Raw genomic sequence first — 14,064 nt, forward strand, 5'->3', positions numbered from 1 at the left:
GGACCGCCCTTGGGGTGACTTATAGGGGCCTGATTGTACTCGTTGGAGTACGCTCGGCCATCTGACTGGTTGGAATTTTTTACACATGACATCTACCCCGATCGCACGCACGGTATACATCGTTTCTGACAGTACCGGCATCACTGCCGAGACGTTCAGCCAATCGGTGCTGTCCCAATTCGAAGAGGTGGAATTCAAGCCGGTCCGCCTGCCGTTCGTGGACACCCTGGAAAAAGCCGCCGAAGTCGCCATGCGCATCGACCGCAGCGCCCTGGAAGCCGGTGTGCCCCCCATTGTGTTCAGCACGCTGGTCAACCCCGAGATCCTGGCCCGAGTTCGCCAGGCGAACGGCATTTTCATGGACCTGTTCGGCACCTTCGTCAGCCACATCGAGCAGGCGCTGGGCCTGAAGTCCAGCCATTCCATCGGCCGCTCGCACATGCAGGCCAATTCTGAAAAGTACCGCAATCGTATCGACGCCATCAACTTCAGCCTGGCGCATGACGACGGTCAGTTCGTCAACCAGCTGGATCAGGCCGACGTCATCCTGGTGGGCGTGTCCCGCTGCGGCAAGACGCCCACCAGCCTGTACCTGGCGATGCAATACGCCATCAAGGCCGCCAATTTCCCCCTGACGCCGGACGATTTCGAGCGCGGCACCCTGCCCTCGACCATCGCTCCGCACCGCGCCAAGCTGTTCGGCCTGTCGATCCAACCCGAACGCCTGGCCGAAGTGCGTAACGAACGCCGCCCGAACAGCGGCTATGCCAAGCTTGAGCAGTGCCGTTACGAAGTCGCCGAAGCCGAACGCATGATGCGGCGCGAAGGCATTTCCTGGCTGTCCAGCACCACCAAGTCCATCGAAGAGATCGCGACGACGGTGCTGCAGGAAGTGGGGCTGGATCGGGGCTGAAAAAAAACCTGGGCGCGCTATCGGCGTGCCCAGGTTTTTGGCTCGGTTCAAGCGCTTAGAGAAAGCGCTACAGGAAGGTCTTAGTAGCCGGACATTCTTTCGGGAGTGGCCGCGCCCCAATACCGCAGGCCGCGCATTTCGTTTTCGGCGACTTCCGCAGGGTCGACCAGTTGCATCGACAGCTTGCCGACCGCGCCCGTCGCACCGTACACCTCGGCCATGACGCGCACATATCGCGTCTGGCCCGGGTCCAGCATGAAGCTCACGCCGTCGCCCGTCCAGTACAGGTTGGTCACCACGTAGCTGCCAGCGGGCCGGTCGACGAAAAAGAAACTGCCCGGCTTGTTTCGGCCCACCACTTCATTGTTGACACGCAGCTTCTGCTGCGCGGCCGCCAGATTGGTGGGTTGCGGCTGATAGAAATAGATGCGGCCATTGCCTTGGGCAATCGGCGGCATCTGGCCATGCAGCGCGTCGAACTTTGGGCCTGCGCATCCGGCCAGCAGTACAGCCACGACGGCCCCTGCGACAAGCTTGAACCACGATTTCATTGACGCATCTCCACAGGCAAGGTGACGGGGCGGGCTAGCGGCATGTACGCGCTTTCGCCAGGCAGGTAAAAGCCAAGCAGTTTTCCAGAGGACGCCACCAGATAGGCTTCGCCCTGGCGTCGCGTCTGAATGGTGAACAGACCGCCCATCGAGCGGTAGACGTCACCCTGGGGCAAGGCGCCCACGCGCCGCCACTGCGAGGCGGCCGGCAAGGTCACGCTGCTGTCGTTCGGCAAGGGAGCGATGACCACGCGAGACAATTGGATGGTGTAGACCGGGTCTGCCGCCGCCACGGGCGTCATGCCGACTTTCTGCGTGCTGACCGACATGCAGGCGCTCAAGGCCAGCGCGCAGGCGCCGGCCAATAGCACTGCCCGGCTCGCGCGAACCACGCGGCCTTGCGAATCAAGACCCTTGAAAATGTGAATCGGCGATGCCGCCATAGCCACCCCTTGGGAAACTGAAAGCGTGAAGTATATGAGTGCGACCGAGTTTTACAAAACGTGCAGCCTCAATATCGCAACCGCTCCCGATCCCGCCAACCCGCGCCCCAGTACTTCAGATCAGCAAGCGCTTGGGTCGCCAACTCGGCCGACGGTTCGGGCCGCAGCACTTGCCTGCCCCCTTCGACCGCCACGCGTACGTAGAGGGTCTGCCCTGCTGACAACTCGGCCTTAAGCGCGACGGCATCCGGATTCTTGCGGTCGGTAGCGATGATTACAGTCTGGGTGCCGGCGGGGCGGTCAACAAAAAAGAACCGACCGGGTTTGGATCGGCCCACCTTGCGGCCGTCGACCATGATGGCGGGTTGCGCGGCATCGGCGCCGCTTGAGGCAGCAAGCTGATAAAAATAGATGCGGCCAAAACCCGGCTCAAGCTCGGGAATTCGGGACGACACCTCTGCATAGCGTGGGCCCGCGCACCCCGCCAACAGCAACAGCGCGCCCGTCGCGGCAAGCACCAACCTGAACAATGTCTTCATCATTCCCCCATTTGGAAAGCTGGCAAGGCGGTGACCGAAGCGATGGCCGGTGCCCGCGAAAGGCGCGAGTATAAACGGGGCCGGACTTCCTGGCTCGCTTGCAGCAGGAGGGAAATCGAAGAGTTAGAGGAGCGCGTTCGCCAGCGCTTGCCGCCGCTGCTCAAACAGGCAGATCGCAGCTGCCGCGCCGACATTCAGGGACTCCACCGCCGCCATGTCGTGCGGGATGCAGACCTTGTGGCTCGCCGCATCCAGCAAGACCGGATCGACGCCTTGGCCTTCGTGTCCAAAGACCCAGGCGCAGCGCGCCGGCAGTCGGCCTTCGTACAGATTCCGCGCGCCGTCCAGGGCGGTTGCCACGAGCGGCACGCGCAGTCGCGGCAGCAAGGCGGTCAGATCGATATGTTCGTGTATGGCCAGCGCGAAATGCGCGCCCTGGCCGCTGCGCAGGACCTTGGCCGACCAGGCGGCGGCCGTGCCCGTCGCCAGAAACACCCGCTTCACGCCCGCCGCCGCGCAGGTGCGCAACAGCGTGCCGACGTTGCCGGGGTCTTGGATGCGATCGAACAACACGCAGTTCTCATCCACCTCGACGGGCATTTCCGGCGACGGCGGCGTCACCAGAAAAGCCACGCCCTGCCCGCTTTCCACGCTGGCCAGGGACTGCATGAGACGCGAGTCCAGCGCCAGGCAATGCGCGTCGGGAACGGCGGCGGCAAGCGCCGCGATATCGGGTTGGGAAAGGCGCTCGACGTCGAAGATAGCCTGATCTGGCGCGCCGTGATGCTGCAACCAGGCCTGGCACAGATGCACGCCATCGAGCAGCACGGGCGAACCGCGTTTGCCGGCCGTGCCCGCAAGCTTGGCCAGCGCCTTGACCGCGGGATTGTCGCGGGAACTGATGTGCTTCATGGCGTCAGGCCGAACGCCTTGATCGGGGCGAAGCTGCGGCGGTGTTCGGCGCAAGGGCCGTGTTCACGCAGCATCTGCAAATGCAGCGCGGTGCCGTAGCCCTTGTGTTGGTCGAAGGCGTATTGCGGATACAAGCCGTGCAGCCGCACCAGATCGGCATCGCGCGCGGTCTTGGCCAGGATGGACGCAGCGGAGATCGCCGGCACCAGCGCGTCGCCCTTGATGACCGTCTGCACTGTGCAAGCCAGCTTGGGCGCCTGATTGCCGTCCACCAACGCAAGCTGCGCGGGCACGGACAAGCCCTGCACCGCGCGCTGCATCGCCAGCATGGTGGCGCGCAGGATATTCAAGGTGTCGATTTCCTGCACGCTGGCACTGGCGATGCACCAGGCCAGCGCGTGTTCCTGGATCTCCAGCGCCAAGGCTTCGCGCGTGGCGGCCTTGAGCACCTTGGAATCGGCCAGCCCGTCGATGGGCCGCGCCGGGTTCAGGATCACCGCCGCCGCGTAGACGGCGCCGGCCAGCGGGCCGCGGCCCGCCTCGTCGACGCCGGCCGTCACCAGGGCAGGCTGCGCGGGCGCGGCGAACAGGTCAGGCTGCTCCACCCGCCACCTCCAGAATCGCCTGGGCAGCCAGCGCCGGCGTATCGCGCAGCAATTCCTGGTGCATGGCGGTAAAGCGCGCTTCAACCCGCGCGATCAGCGCATCGTCGGTCAGCGACGCCCAGGTCGCCTCGGCCAGCTTGTCGGGCGTGGCGTCGTCTTGCAGAAGTTCGGGCACCGCGAAATCGCGCAGCAGCACGTTCGGCAGGCCCACCCACGGCAGGTACGGCCGCTGCTGCCCCGACTTCCACGACATGATGCGGCGCATCCAGGGCGACAACACGTACGAAATCACCATGGGACGCTTGTACAGCGCCGTTTCCAGCGTGGCCGTACCGCTGGCGACCAGAACCGCGTTGGCCGCTTCCATGACGGACCAGGCCACCGGCGCCTTGCGATCGCCGCCTGCGCCGTGCAGATCGTCGGCAGTGATGCAGCGCAGGCCGGGCACGGGGTGCTCGGCCAGAATGGCCTGAAATTCAGCGCGCCGCTGGTCATTGACCATCGGCACGACGCATTGCAGGGCCGGATCTTTTTTCATCAGCAACTGCGCGGCCTGCAAAAAGCGCGGCGCAAGCAGGCGGATTTCGGACGAGCGGCTACCCGGCAGAATCGCCAGCACCCGCGCGTTTTGATCGATACCCAGGCTCGCACGCGCTGCTGCACGATCCGGCTCCATGGGAATGGCGCCCGCCAACGGATGACCCACATAGGTCACCGGAATGTTCTCCTTGCGGTAGATCTCTTCCTCGAACGGGAAAAGCACCAGCATGTGAGACACGGATTCGCGGATCTTGTGGATGCGTTCGTAGCGCCAGGCCCAAATGGACGGGCCGACGAAATGCACCGTGGGCGTGCCGGCCAGCCGCAACTGGTGTTCAAGCCGCAGGTTGAAATCGGGAGCATCGATGCCCACGAAGACCTTGGGCGGCTCGGCCAGCCAGCGGCGCTTGACGTCGCGATACGTGGCCAAGAGGCTGGGCAGCCGCTTGAGCGCATCGACATAGCCGAACACGGTCAGCGCGTGCATGGGGTGCCAGGCGTCGAATTCGCGGGCCTGCATCTGCGGGCCGCCGATGCCTTCGCATCGCACGCTGCTGTCGCGCGCTTGCAGACCGGCAATGATCCGACCGGCCAGCAAGTCGCCCGAAGGCTCGCCGGCCACCATGCCGATCCGAGTGTTCATGGACGGATGATGCCGCGCGAGGCGACGTCCAGAAAGTCGAGCAGCGTTTGCAGATGCTCGGCGGCTTCCGGGATTTCCTGCTGGCGCTTGTGCAACTCAGCGCGCGCGGCGTCCAGTTGCAGGCCACGGCGGTAAATGATCTTGTAGGCTTCACGCAGCGCCGAAATCATCACCGGCGTGAAACCGCGCCGCTTCAAGCCTTCGACGTTGATACCGACTGGCCGGCACGGATTGCCCGCCGCCAGGACGAACGGCGGCGAATCCTGCATCAGCGAGCTGTTGCCGCCGGTCATGGTGTGCGCGCCCACCCGCGCGAACTGGTGCACGCCCGTCAGGCCGCCGATGATGGCCCAGTCGCCCACATGGACGTGGCCGCCCAGTTGCACCGAGTTGGCAAGAATGGTGTGGCTGCCGATGTGGCAGTCATGCGCAACGTGCACATAGGCCATGATCCAGTTGTCATTGCCCAGCGTCGTTTCGCCGCCATCTTGCACGGTGCCGGTGTTCAGCGTGACGAATTCGCGCACGGTGTTGCGGTCGCCGATCGTCAGACGTGTCTTTTCGCCCGCGTACTTCTTGTCTTGCGGCATGCCGCCGATCGAGCAGTAGCGGTAGAAGCGGTTGTCGCGCCCGATGGTGGTCACACCATCGACCATGCAATACGGGCCGATTTCGGTGCCCGCGCCGATGGTGACGTCGGGTCCCACCGTTGCGAACGGGCCGATCACGACGCTGGGGTCGATTTTCGCCGCCGGATCGACGACAGCGGTGGGATGGATGTTTCCTGCCATTTACTCTTCCAGGCTGCGAATCGCGCACATCAGCTTGGCGGACGCCACTTCCTGTCCGTCGACCGTCGCGCGCGCGGCGTACTTGCAGATGCTGCGGCTCAGGCGCTCGGCTTCGACTTCGATGCGCAGTTGATCACCCGGCACGACCGGGCGGCGGAAACGCGCGCCATCGACGCCGACCAGGTAGTAAGCGGTCTTGGAGCTGTCGCACTTGAGCCCGCCATTCTCGTCCGTGAACGAGAACAGCGCCGAGGCTTGCGCCATGGCTTCGACGATGAGCACGCCCGGCATCACCGGATGGTGGGGAAAGTGGCCGTTGAAAAACGGTTCATTGATCGAGACATTCTTGATGGCGACGATGGACTTGCCAGGCACCATTTCCACGACGCGATCAATCAGCAGCATCGGATAACGATGCGGCAGCCTCTCCATGATCCCCTTGATGTCGAGTTCCATTTTTCTATGCTTTCCTGCGAGATGAAATTATTTTGGCGCGTGCACGCCAGTGCGGCAATCGCGCGCTCTAGTCTTTTTCCAGCGTGCGCACGCGGCGGCGCAGTTGCGCCAACTGTTGTATCACGGCGGCGTTGCGCTGCCATTCGCCATGCTCGGCATACGGGAACACACCCGTATAACGGCCCGGTTTGTTGATGCTGGAGGTGACCGCCGTGCCACCCGAGATGTGCACGTCGTCGCCCAGGGTCAAGTGGCCCGACAACATCGCCGCGCCACCGATGGTGCAGCGTTCGCCGATGGTGGTGGACCCCGCGATGCCGACGCACGCCGCCACGGCGGTATGCGCGCCGATGCGGACGTTGTGCGCCACCATGATCTGGTTGTCCAGCTTGACGCCGTCCGACACCACGGTGTCGTCCAGTGCGCCCCGGTCGATCGTCGTGTTGGCCCCGATTTCGACGTCATTGCCCACGGACACGCCACCCAGCTGGGGAATCTTGCCCCAAGCGCCCTGCCCCAGCGTCGGGTCCGGCGCAAAGCCAAAACCGTCCGCGCCCAGCACGGCGCCGCTGTGAATGATGGCGCGTTCGCCCACTTTCACGCCTTCGTACAGCGTGACATGCGCATGCAAGCGGCTGCCTGCGCCGATGGATGAACCTGCTCCCACCACGCAACCCGGTCCCAGGATCGAGTCGCGGCCGATGCGAGCGCCCGCCTCGACCACGCAATTGGGGCCGATACGCACACCCTCTTCGAGGACGGCATCGGGCGCAATCACGGCTGACGGATGCGTGGAACCTGGCAACGCGGGCCGACGCGCGGCGTCGAACCATTGCGCCACACGGGCATAAAGCAGATAGGGATGTTTGCAGACGACCAGCGCAAAGGGCGGCCGAGCGGCGCCCTGGGCTTCCAGCGCCTCGGCCACGTCGGCCGAAACGATGACCGCCCCGGCTTGCGTGGTGGTCAGTTGGCTCTGGTAGCGGGGGTTGGCCAGGAAGGTGATTTCCTGGCTACCCGCCGAAGACAGCGTCCCGATGCCGCAGACCTTGAAAGGTTCTGCGCCCCGGGGCGCGCTGATACGCCAGTCCATTCCCTGGGTATTGGCGGCGCTCAACAGTGCTTCAAGAGTCGGCGCGCGAGCAAGATCCAGTAAAACCGGCATGGTGTGACGGGTGCTGCTTACTTGCCCAGGCTCTGAATCACCTTGTCGGTGATGTCGATGCGCGGGTTGACCGTCACTGCGTCCTGGATGATCAGGTCGTAGTTTTCTTGCTCGGCGATGCGCTTGATGGCCTCGTTGGCCTTCGTCACGATGCCCGAGAATTCTTCATTGCGGCGGCGGTTGAAGTCTTCCTGGAATTCACGACGCTTGCGTTGCAGGTCGGTATCCAGATTGGACAGTTCACGCTGGCGCTTGACGCGGTCCGACTCCGACAGAACCGGAGCGTCCTTGTCGAACTTCTCGGCTTGCGAACGCAGGCTGTTGTTCAGACGCTGGAGCTCATCGTCGCGCTTCTTGAATTCGGCTTCGATCTTGCTTTGCGCCGTCTTGGCCGGACCCGATTCACGCAGGATCCGCTCGGTGTTGACGAAGCCGATCTTGGTGTTTTGAGCCTGTGCGGGAATCGCAGCAGCCGAACCGAGAATGAGAGCACCCACCAGGGCAATGGAGCCGCCCAGCTTGCCACGGCGCTTGGCGCGCGGCGTATTCGATGATTTAAGTGCGAAATCAGACATCATGAAAATCTCACCTTCCAGTAAGGCAAAGCCAAAGTGTGTATTGTGCCACTAAACAGCAAGGGAGCCGGGCCAGGGGGCCCCTCCCTTGTTTTCAAGCGTAACGGCGCGCTTAGAAACCAGTACCGATCTGGAACTGGAAGCTCTGCTTGTCGTCGCCCTGCTTGGCGTTGAGCGGACGGGCGTAAGACAGCTGCAACGGCCCCATCGGCGACTGCCACGACAGGCCGATACCCGCCGAGTAACGCCAGCCGCAAGGATCCTCGACCTCGGTGTTGTTACGACCGGCGGTGCAATTCAAACCACTGCCGGCAGCCACCTGGCCCGCGTCGCCGAAGATGAACCAGCGCAGCGTGCGGTCCTTGGTAGCGCCCGGGAACGGCAGATACAACTGCGCGTTGGCCACGATACGGCGCGTACCGCCCAGATAGTCGCCCGTGAGCGTATCGCGCGGGCCCAGCGACGAACCTTCGTAGCCGCGAACGGTGCCGATACCGCCGGCATACACGTTCTTGATGACCGGGTAATCCTTGCTGCCATAGCTGCGGCCCCAATCGACCATGCCGTTCAAGGCCAGCGTGTACGAGCCGCCCAGCGGCACGAAGTACTGCTGCTGGCCCGTCAACATGGTGTATTGCAGGTCGACCGTGGACACGTCGGCCTTCAGGCGCGTATACGAACCCTTGGTCGGCGCCAGTGCGCTGTCACGGGTGTCTTTGGACCAGCCGGTGCTGAAGATGACCGAGTTGGTCGAATCGCCGTACTGATTCACGAAGTCGCGGTAAGCCTGCGGCGAATTCGTGAACAGGTCGATCTGGTTGTGTTCGAAGTTGGCGCCCAGGAAGATCCGGTCGTATTCCGAAATCGGAATGCCGAAGTTCATGCCCAGGCCGATAGCCTTGACGCGGTAGTCGCCGTCGTTGTTGTTCCAGGGCTCGGTCACGCGGTAGTACGCGGACGTGGTGCGGCTGATGCCTTCCTTGGTCCAGTACGGATCGGTGTGCGACAGCACGACCGCGCGGTTCGTCTTGCTGGTGTTCAACTGCAACGTCAGGTTCGTGCCGCTGCCAAAGACGTTGTCTTCGCTGATACCGGCCGACAGAATGGCCTTTTCGGACGAGCCGTAGCCCACGCCCAGGTTGATCATGCCGGTAGGCTTTTCCTTCACGTCGACGTTCACGTCGACCTGGTCGGGCGAACCCGGAACCGGATCGGTCTTGACGTTGACGTCGCTGAAATAGCCCAGGCGATCGACGCGATCGCGCGAGGTCTTGATGTCTTTCGCGTCGTACCAGGCGGCTTCCTGCTGGCGCATTTCGCGGCGCACGACTTCGTCGCGCGTGCGGGTATTGCCGCCGATCTGGATGCGGCGCACGTACACACGGCGGCTCGGGTCGACGTAGAACGTCAGGTCGGCCTCATGCTTGGCGCGGTCCAGCTGCGGGTTCGGGTTGACGTTGGCGAACGCGTAACCCAGCTCACCCAGGTAGTCGGTAATGGCCTTGGCCGAATCGTTGGCCTTGGCGGCCGAGAAGGTCTCGTCCGGCTTGACCTGCACCAGCGCGTTGATTTCCTTGTCCAGGCCCAGCAGGTTGCCGGCCAGCTTCACGCTACGCACCTTGTAGGGCTCGCCTTCGTGGACAGTGATCGTGATGCGGATGTCTTTGCGGTCCGGCGAAATGGTGACCTGGGGCGGCTCGACCTTGAACTCCAGGTAACCCTGGTCCAGGTAGAACGAGCGCAGGCGTTCGAGGTCGCCTTCAAGCTTTTCGCGCGAGTATTTGTCGGTGTCGGTGTACCAGGTCAGCCAACCGGGCGTCGTCAGCTTGAACTCGTCCAGCAGATCGCTTTCCGAGAAGGCCTTGTTGCCGACGAAGCGGATTTCCTGGATGCGGGCGACCGAACCTTCGAACACGTCGAAGCTCACACCCACGCGGTTACGCGGCAGCGGCGTCACGGTGGAGGTGACTTCAACGCCGTACTTGCCCTTGGACAGGTACTGTTGCTTGAGTTCGTATTCCGCGCGCTCAAGCATGGAGCGGTCGAAAATCCGGCCTTCGGCAAATCCGACCTGCCCCAGCGACGTGGTGATCGCCTTGGAGTCGAATTCGCGCATGCCGTTGAAGTTGACGGAGGCAATCGTCGGGCGTTCCTGCACCACGACCACCACGACGTTGTTGTCCGTCTGGATCTGCACGTCGGTGAAAAAGCCCGTGCCATAAAGGCGGCGGATAGCTTCGGTGGCTTCTTCTTCGGTGAACTTCTCGCCCACCTTGACGGGGAGATAACCGAACACGGTGCCGGCGTCAGTCCGTTGAATACCCTCTACGCGGATATCCCGCACGACAAAAGGGTCGAAGGCTTGGGCCATGGCCGGCAGCATTAATGCGGCGATGAGACCCGGCAGTACACCCTTTTTGTGATGAAACATCCGGCGAAAAGACATCCTTGAGTATCCTCGGTCGTGCAAATGGCGGGGGATTTTATGCTAAATCGCGTTTAAGTGAACAAACGCGTGAAATCGTTGAAGAGCGCAAGGCCCATCAGGCCTGCCAATAAACCTATGCCGGCGCGCTGTCCGATATCGATCCACCTCGCTGGCGGCGGGCTACCCCGCACAATTTCGACGAGATAGTACAGCAGATGGCCGCCATCCAGCATAGGAATGGGTAGCAAATTTAGTACGCCCAGGCTGATACTGATCAATGCGATATAGGCGATATACGCAACAATGCCGATTCGGGCAGTCTGGCCGGCGTAGTCGGCGATCGTGACGGGGCCGCTGACATTGCGCCACGACACATCGCCCGTCACCATGCGGCCCATCATGCGCAGCGAGAACCAGGCGGTATCCCAGGTACGGACCGCGCCGCGCCATACGCTTTCGACGAGGCCGTAGCGCACCGTGACCATCGGCACATCGCCGCCCAGTTGCACGCCAAGCCGGCCGATTTCCTGGCCATTGACCATCTCCGCGCGCGGCGTGACGTTCAGCGAAATATTGGCGCCGTCGCGCAGCAGGGTCAGCGTCAGCGGCTTGCCGGCGCTTTGTTGAATCTGTTTGATCACCGAGCCCGTTTCCGGGGTGGGCTGGCCGTCGATGGCCACGATGAGGTCGCCCGTGCGCATGCCGGCGGCTTGCCCTTCGCCGCCGTCGTTCACGGCGCGCACGCCCGGCTTGGGCTGGGCCAGACGGATGCCGGCAGCGGCGAGCGGATCGCCCGCGGACGGATCCATGGCGTTGGGAGGCAGATTGAGTTCGCGTTGCTGGACGGCGCCGGACGGGGTGCGGACTTCGACCTGCGCGCGGCCACCGGTGGACAGGACGTCCATCAGGCGCCAGCGGGCGTCCGACCAGGAGGCGATCTCCTGGCCATCGACAGCCAGGATGCGGTCGCCCGCAAGCAGGCCGGCCTGGGAGGCAGGCGTTTGGGCAGCGGGTTGGGCGATGATGGCTTGCGGCTCGTCCGTGCCCGCCATGTTCAGGCCGGCGTACAGGAAGACCGCAAGAATCAGATTGAAGATGGGGCCGGCCGCGACGATGGCGATGCGCTTGCCGACGGATTTGTTGTTGAACGCGCTGGCGGCCTCGGCCGGGCTGGCCCCGGCGGGCGCGTCGTCCTGCATTTTGACGTAGCCGCCCAGCGGCAAGGCGGAAACGGCCCATTCCGTGCCGTTTTTGTCGGTGCGGCGCAAGATGACCTTGCCAAAGCCCAACGAGAACCGCAGCACCTTCACGCCGCACAAGCGAGCCACCCAATAGTGCCCCAGCTCATGGAACGTGATCAGGGAGCCAAGCGCTACCGCAAAGGCCAGCAGGGTGAAAAGCATCGGGATCGGGATCTAGGGAATCAGAAGCAAGCGGGCCAGCCGTCAGGCCAGCCCAAGGTTACCTGCGAAGATGCGCGCATCGGCATCCAGCGCCAGCACTTCGTCAAGACTGTTGAGGGTAACAGATGCCTGCCCTGCTTGCCACTCCAGGGTGGCCTCGATCACGCGCGAGATCCAGGTATAGGGCAGCCGGCCATCCAGGAATGCCGCCACGGCGACTTCGTTGGCGGCGTTGAGCGCCACGCAAGCACCCTGCCCCGCCCGCAACGCGGCGAAGGACAGCGCCAGGCAGGGAAATCGGGCCAGATCGGGCTTCTCGAAATCCAGGCGGCCAAGCCGGGTCAGGTCCAGCGGACCGACGCCGCTTGCCAGGCGTTCCGGAAAGCCCAGGCCGTAGGCAATCGGCGTGCGCATGTCGGGCTGCCCCAATTGGGCCAGCACCGAGCCGTCGTCGTATTCGACCATCGAATGCACCACGCTTTGCGGATGCACCACGACCTCGATGCGGTCGGCCGGCATGGCGAACAGCCAATGCGCCTCGATCACTTCCAGGCCCTTGTTGAGCATGGTCGCCGAGTCCACCGAGATCTTGCGGCCCATGCTCCAGTTGGGATGGGCGCAGGCTTGCGCGGGCGTCACATCGTGCAGGTCTTCAAGGTCGCGGCCCCGGAACGGGCCGCCAGAGGCTGTCAGCAGCAGGCGGCGCACGCCCGGCGCGGGCGCATCGGGCGCATGGGCCCGCCCGCCATGGGGCAGGCATTGAAAAATTGCGTTGTGTTCGCTGTCGATCGGCAAGAGCTCGGCGCCGTGATCGCGAATGGCCTGCATGAACAGCGAACCGGCCGCAACCAGCGCTTCCTTGTTGGCCAGAAGCACGCGCTTGCCGCTGCGGGCCGCCGCCAGCGCGGCGGGCAAGCCAGCTGCGCCGACGATGGCCGCCATGACCGAATCGCATTCGGGATCCGCCGCCGTGTCCGCCAACGCCTGCGCGCCGACGCGAATCTGCGGCATGGGATCGGCACCCGCCCAGGCAGCCATGAATTGCTTGCGCGCCGCATCATCGGGCACCACCACGACGGCGGCGCGGCTGGCCTGGGCCTGCTCGGCCAGGCGTTCCATCCGGCTGTATGCGGACAGCGCGTAAACCGCCAGACGCTCGGGGTGGCGGGCAATCACATCCAGCGTGCTTTCACCGATCGACCCGGTCGACCCCAGCACGACGACGCGTTGAAAAGCCGTCAAAACAAGACTCCAGACAAAAGTAGCGCAAACGGCGCAACCGGAAGAATCGCATCGATGCGGTCATAAACCCCACCGTGACCCGGCAACAGCGTGCTGGAGTCCTTGCGGCCGGCCCGGCGCTTGAGCAGCGATTCGAACAGGTCGCCCACGATGGACACCACACCGAGCACGGCGGCGATAGGCAGCGCCAGCCAGAAGCTCCAGCGTTCGACCAGCGCATGGCCGAACGATCCCTCCCACAAACTGGACAGGCCGATCCAGACCACGGCGCCCAGCACGCCCGCGATGGCGCCTTCGATGGTCTTGCCCGGGCTGACCCGCGGAGCCAGTTTACGCTTGCCGAACGCCCGGCCGGCAAAATAGGCGGCGATGTCCGCCACCCAGACCAGCGCCAGCAACGACACCACGAATCCCGCGCCGCGCGCGACGAACATCTGCGCCAGCACCGCCCAGGCCGCGAAAGCGGCGGGCACCGAAAACACAGACCAGCCCAGACTGGCGGGCGGCGCGTCGGAGCGGCCGCGAACCACGGCCGTGAAGCCGCCCAGCAGCCAGACGGCCGCCACGGCCGGCACCACATAGCGCAGCACCCAGGCCGGATCGCGCCAACCGGTGCCGCCACCGGCCAACCAGGCCGAAGCCAGCACCAGCATGCCGGCGAACAGCAGCACGGCGACGCCGACGGAAATCAAGGGGGATGGGGGCTGAGGCAAGGTCAGGCGCAGCCATTCCCAGTTGGCGCACGCGGCGGCCAAGGCCAGCAAGGCGACAAACCACCAGGGGTTCGCGCTGATCATCGCGGCGGCCAGAATGGCCAACAGAATGACGGCGGTAACGATACGCTGGCCCAACATATGA

Annotated in this window: 15 protein-coding genes; 1 reads left to right on the forward strand and 14 read right to left on the reverse strand. The window is 64.0% G+C overall.

Going from position 1 to position 14,064, the window contains the following annotated elements; translation table 11 throughout:
• The first annotated feature begins 85 nt into the window (after positions 1 to 85).
• Positions 86 to 913, forward strand: coding sequence for a posphoenolpyruvate synthetase regulatory kinase/phosphorylase PpsR (gene ppsR / locus API01S_RS20685; RefSeq protein ID WP_006219116.1), 828 nt, complete (start codon positions 86 to 88; stop codon positions 911 to 913).
• 80 nt (positions 914 to 993) lie between these two features.
• Here the strand turns inward: ppsR and API01S_RS20690 are convergent, their stop codons facing one another.
• From API01S_RS20690 to API01S_RS20755, 14 genes are all read right to left on the reverse strand, one after another.
• On the reverse strand, positions 994 to 1,464 hold the full coding sequence (locus API01S_RS20690; RefSeq protein WP_061306037.1) for a DUF2846 domain-containing protein: 471 nt from the start codon (positions 1,462 to 1,464) through the stop codon (positions 994 to 996).
• Positions 1,461 to 1,907: a hypothetical protein gene (locus tag API01S_RS20695; protein WP_254598577.1), complete on the reverse strand. Its 447-nt coding sequence runs from the start codon at positions 1,905 to 1,907 to the stop codon at positions 1,461 to 1,463. Before API01S_RS20695 ends, API01S_RS20690 begins: the two co-directional genes overlap by 4 nt.
• Positions 1,908 to 1,975: 68 nt before the next feature.
• Entirely contained in the window at positions 1,976 to 2,425 is a 450-nt protein-coding gene (locus tag API01S_RS20700) for a DUF2846 domain-containing protein (RefSeq protein WP_254598578.1), read from the reverse strand.
• 144 nt (positions 2,426 to 2,569) lie between these two features.
• Positions 2,570 to 3,358, reverse strand: a complete 789-nt coding sequence (locus API01S_RS20705; RefSeq protein ID WP_061306040.1) for a TrmH family RNA methyltransferase — start codon at positions 3,356 to 3,358, stop codon at positions 2,570 to 2,572.
• A complete protein-coding gene (gene rnhB / locus API01S_RS20710; RefSeq protein ID WP_050729012.1) occupies positions 3,355 to 3,963 on the reverse strand; it encodes a ribonuclease HII in 609 nt (202 codons plus the stop codon). The genes API01S_RS20705 and rnhB overlap by 4 nt, the downstream gene beginning before the upstream one ends.
• Positions 3,950 to 5,146, reverse strand: a complete 1,197-nt coding sequence (gene lpxB, locus API01S_RS20715) for a lipid-A-disaccharide synthase (protein ID WP_061306041.1) — start codon at positions 5,144 to 5,146, stop codon at positions 3,950 to 3,952. The genes rnhB and lpxB overlap by 14 nt, the downstream gene beginning before the upstream one ends.
• Positions 5,143 to 5,937, reverse strand: a complete 795-nt coding sequence (gene lpxA / locus API01S_RS20720) for an acyl-ACP--UDP-N-acetylglucosamine O-acyltransferase (RefSeq protein WP_006219109.1) — start codon at positions 5,935 to 5,937, stop codon at positions 5,143 to 5,145. Before lpxA ends, lpxB begins: the two co-directional genes overlap by 4 nt.
• Positions 5,938 to 6,393, reverse strand: coding sequence for a 3-hydroxyacyl-ACP dehydratase FabZ (gene fabZ / locus API01S_RS20725; RefSeq protein ID WP_006219108.1), 456 nt, complete (start codon positions 6,391 to 6,393; stop codon positions 5,938 to 5,940).
• A 67-nt stretch (positions 6,394 to 6,460) separates the two neighbouring features.
• Positions 6,461 to 7,558 (reverse strand): UDP-3-O-(3-hydroxymyristoyl)glucosamine N-acyltransferase, encoded by a 1,098-nt coding sequence (gene lpxD, locus API01S_RS20730; RefSeq protein ID WP_061306042.1) that lies wholly within the window; start codon positions 7,556 to 7,558, stop codon positions 6,461 to 6,463.
• Positions 7,559 to 7,575: 17 nt separating this feature from the next.
• Positions 7,576 to 8,136, reverse strand: a complete 561-nt coding sequence (locus API01S_RS20735; RefSeq protein ID WP_006219105.1) for an OmpH/Skp family outer membrane protein — start codon at positions 8,134 to 8,136, stop codon at positions 7,576 to 7,578.
• A gap of 109 nt (positions 8,137 to 8,245) precedes the next feature.
• A complete protein-coding gene (bamA, locus tag API01S_RS20740) occupies positions 8,246 to 10,579 on the reverse strand; it encodes an outer membrane protein assembly factor BamA (protein WP_006219104.1) in 2,334 nt (777 codons plus the stop codon).
• A gap of 53 nt (positions 10,580 to 10,632) precedes the next feature.
• Positions 10,633 to 11,964: an RIP metalloprotease RseP gene (gene rseP, locus API01S_RS20745; protein WP_006219103.1), complete on the reverse strand. Its 1,332-nt coding sequence runs from the start codon at positions 11,962 to 11,964 to the stop codon at positions 10,633 to 10,635.
• Positions 11,965 to 12,006: 42 nt separating this feature from the next.
• Positions 12,007 to 13,206 carry a 1-deoxy-D-xylulose-5-phosphate reductoisomerase gene (locus API01S_RS20750; protein WP_061306043.1) on the reverse strand — a complete coding sequence of 400 codons (1,200 nt, stop codon included), beginning with the start codon at positions 13,204 to 13,206 and terminating at the stop codon, positions 12,007 to 12,009.
• On the reverse strand, positions 13,203 to 14,060 hold the full coding sequence (locus API01S_RS20755) for a phosphatidate cytidylyltransferase (protein ID WP_061306044.1): 858 nt from the start codon (positions 14,058 to 14,060) through the stop codon (positions 13,203 to 13,205). Before API01S_RS20755 ends, API01S_RS20750 begins: the two co-directional genes overlap by 4 nt.
• Positions 14,061 to 14,064 lie beyond the last annotated feature (4 nt).

It is taken from the genome of Achromobacter piechaudii NBRC 102461, assembly GCF_001571245.1.
Lineage (GTDB): Bacteria > Pseudomonadota > Gammaproteobacteria > Burkholderiales > Burkholderiaceae_B > Achromobacter > Achromobacter piechaudii.

Bases quoted from the DNA above. Each gene is read 5' to 3' on its own strand.
- lpxA (WP_006219109.1), bottom strand. From the start codon at position 5,937: ATGGCAGGAAACATCCATCCCACCGCTGTCGTCGATCCGGCGGCGAAA.
- ppsR (WP_006219116.1), top strand. From the start codon at position 86: ATGACATCTACCCCGATCGCACGCACGGTATACATCGTTTCTGACAGT.
- API01S_RS20705 (WP_061306040.1), bottom strand. From the start codon at position 3,358: ATGAAGCACATCAGTTCCCGCGACAATCCCGCGGTCAAGGCGCTGGCC.
- rseP (WP_006219103.1), bottom strand. From the start codon at position 11,964: ATGCTTTTCACCCTGCTGGCCTTTGCGGTAGCGCTTGGCTCCCTGATC.
- bamA (WP_006219104.1), bottom strand. From the start codon at position 10,579: ATGTCTTTTCGCCGGATGTTTCATCACAAAAAGGGTGTACTGCCGGGT.
- lpxB (WP_061306041.1), bottom strand. From the start codon at position 5,146: ATGAACACTCGGATCGGCATGGTGGCCGGCGAGCCTTCGGGCGACTTG.
- API01S_RS20695 (WP_254598577.1), bottom strand. From the start codon at position 1,907: ATGGCGGCATCGCCGATTCACATTTTCAAGGGTCTTGATTCGCAAGGC.
- lpxD (WP_061306042.1), bottom strand. From the start codon at position 7,558: ATGCCGGTTTTACTGGATCTTGCTCGCGCGCCGACTCTTGAAGCACTG.
- API01S_RS20755 (WP_061306044.1), bottom strand. From the start codon at position 14,060: ATGTTGGGCCAGCGTATCGTTACCGCCGTCATTCTGTTGGCCATTCTG.
- fabZ (WP_006219108.1), bottom strand. From the start codon at position 6,393: ATGGAACTCGACATCAAGGGGATCATGGAGAGGCTGCCGCATCGTTAT.
- API01S_RS20735 (WP_006219105.1), bottom strand. From the start codon at position 8,136: ATGATGTCTGATTTCGCACTTAAATCATCGAATACGCCGCGCGCCAAG.
- API01S_RS20690 (WP_061306037.1), bottom strand. From the start codon at position 1,464: ATGAAATCGTGGTTCAAGCTTGTCGCAGGGGCCGTCGTGGCTGTACTG.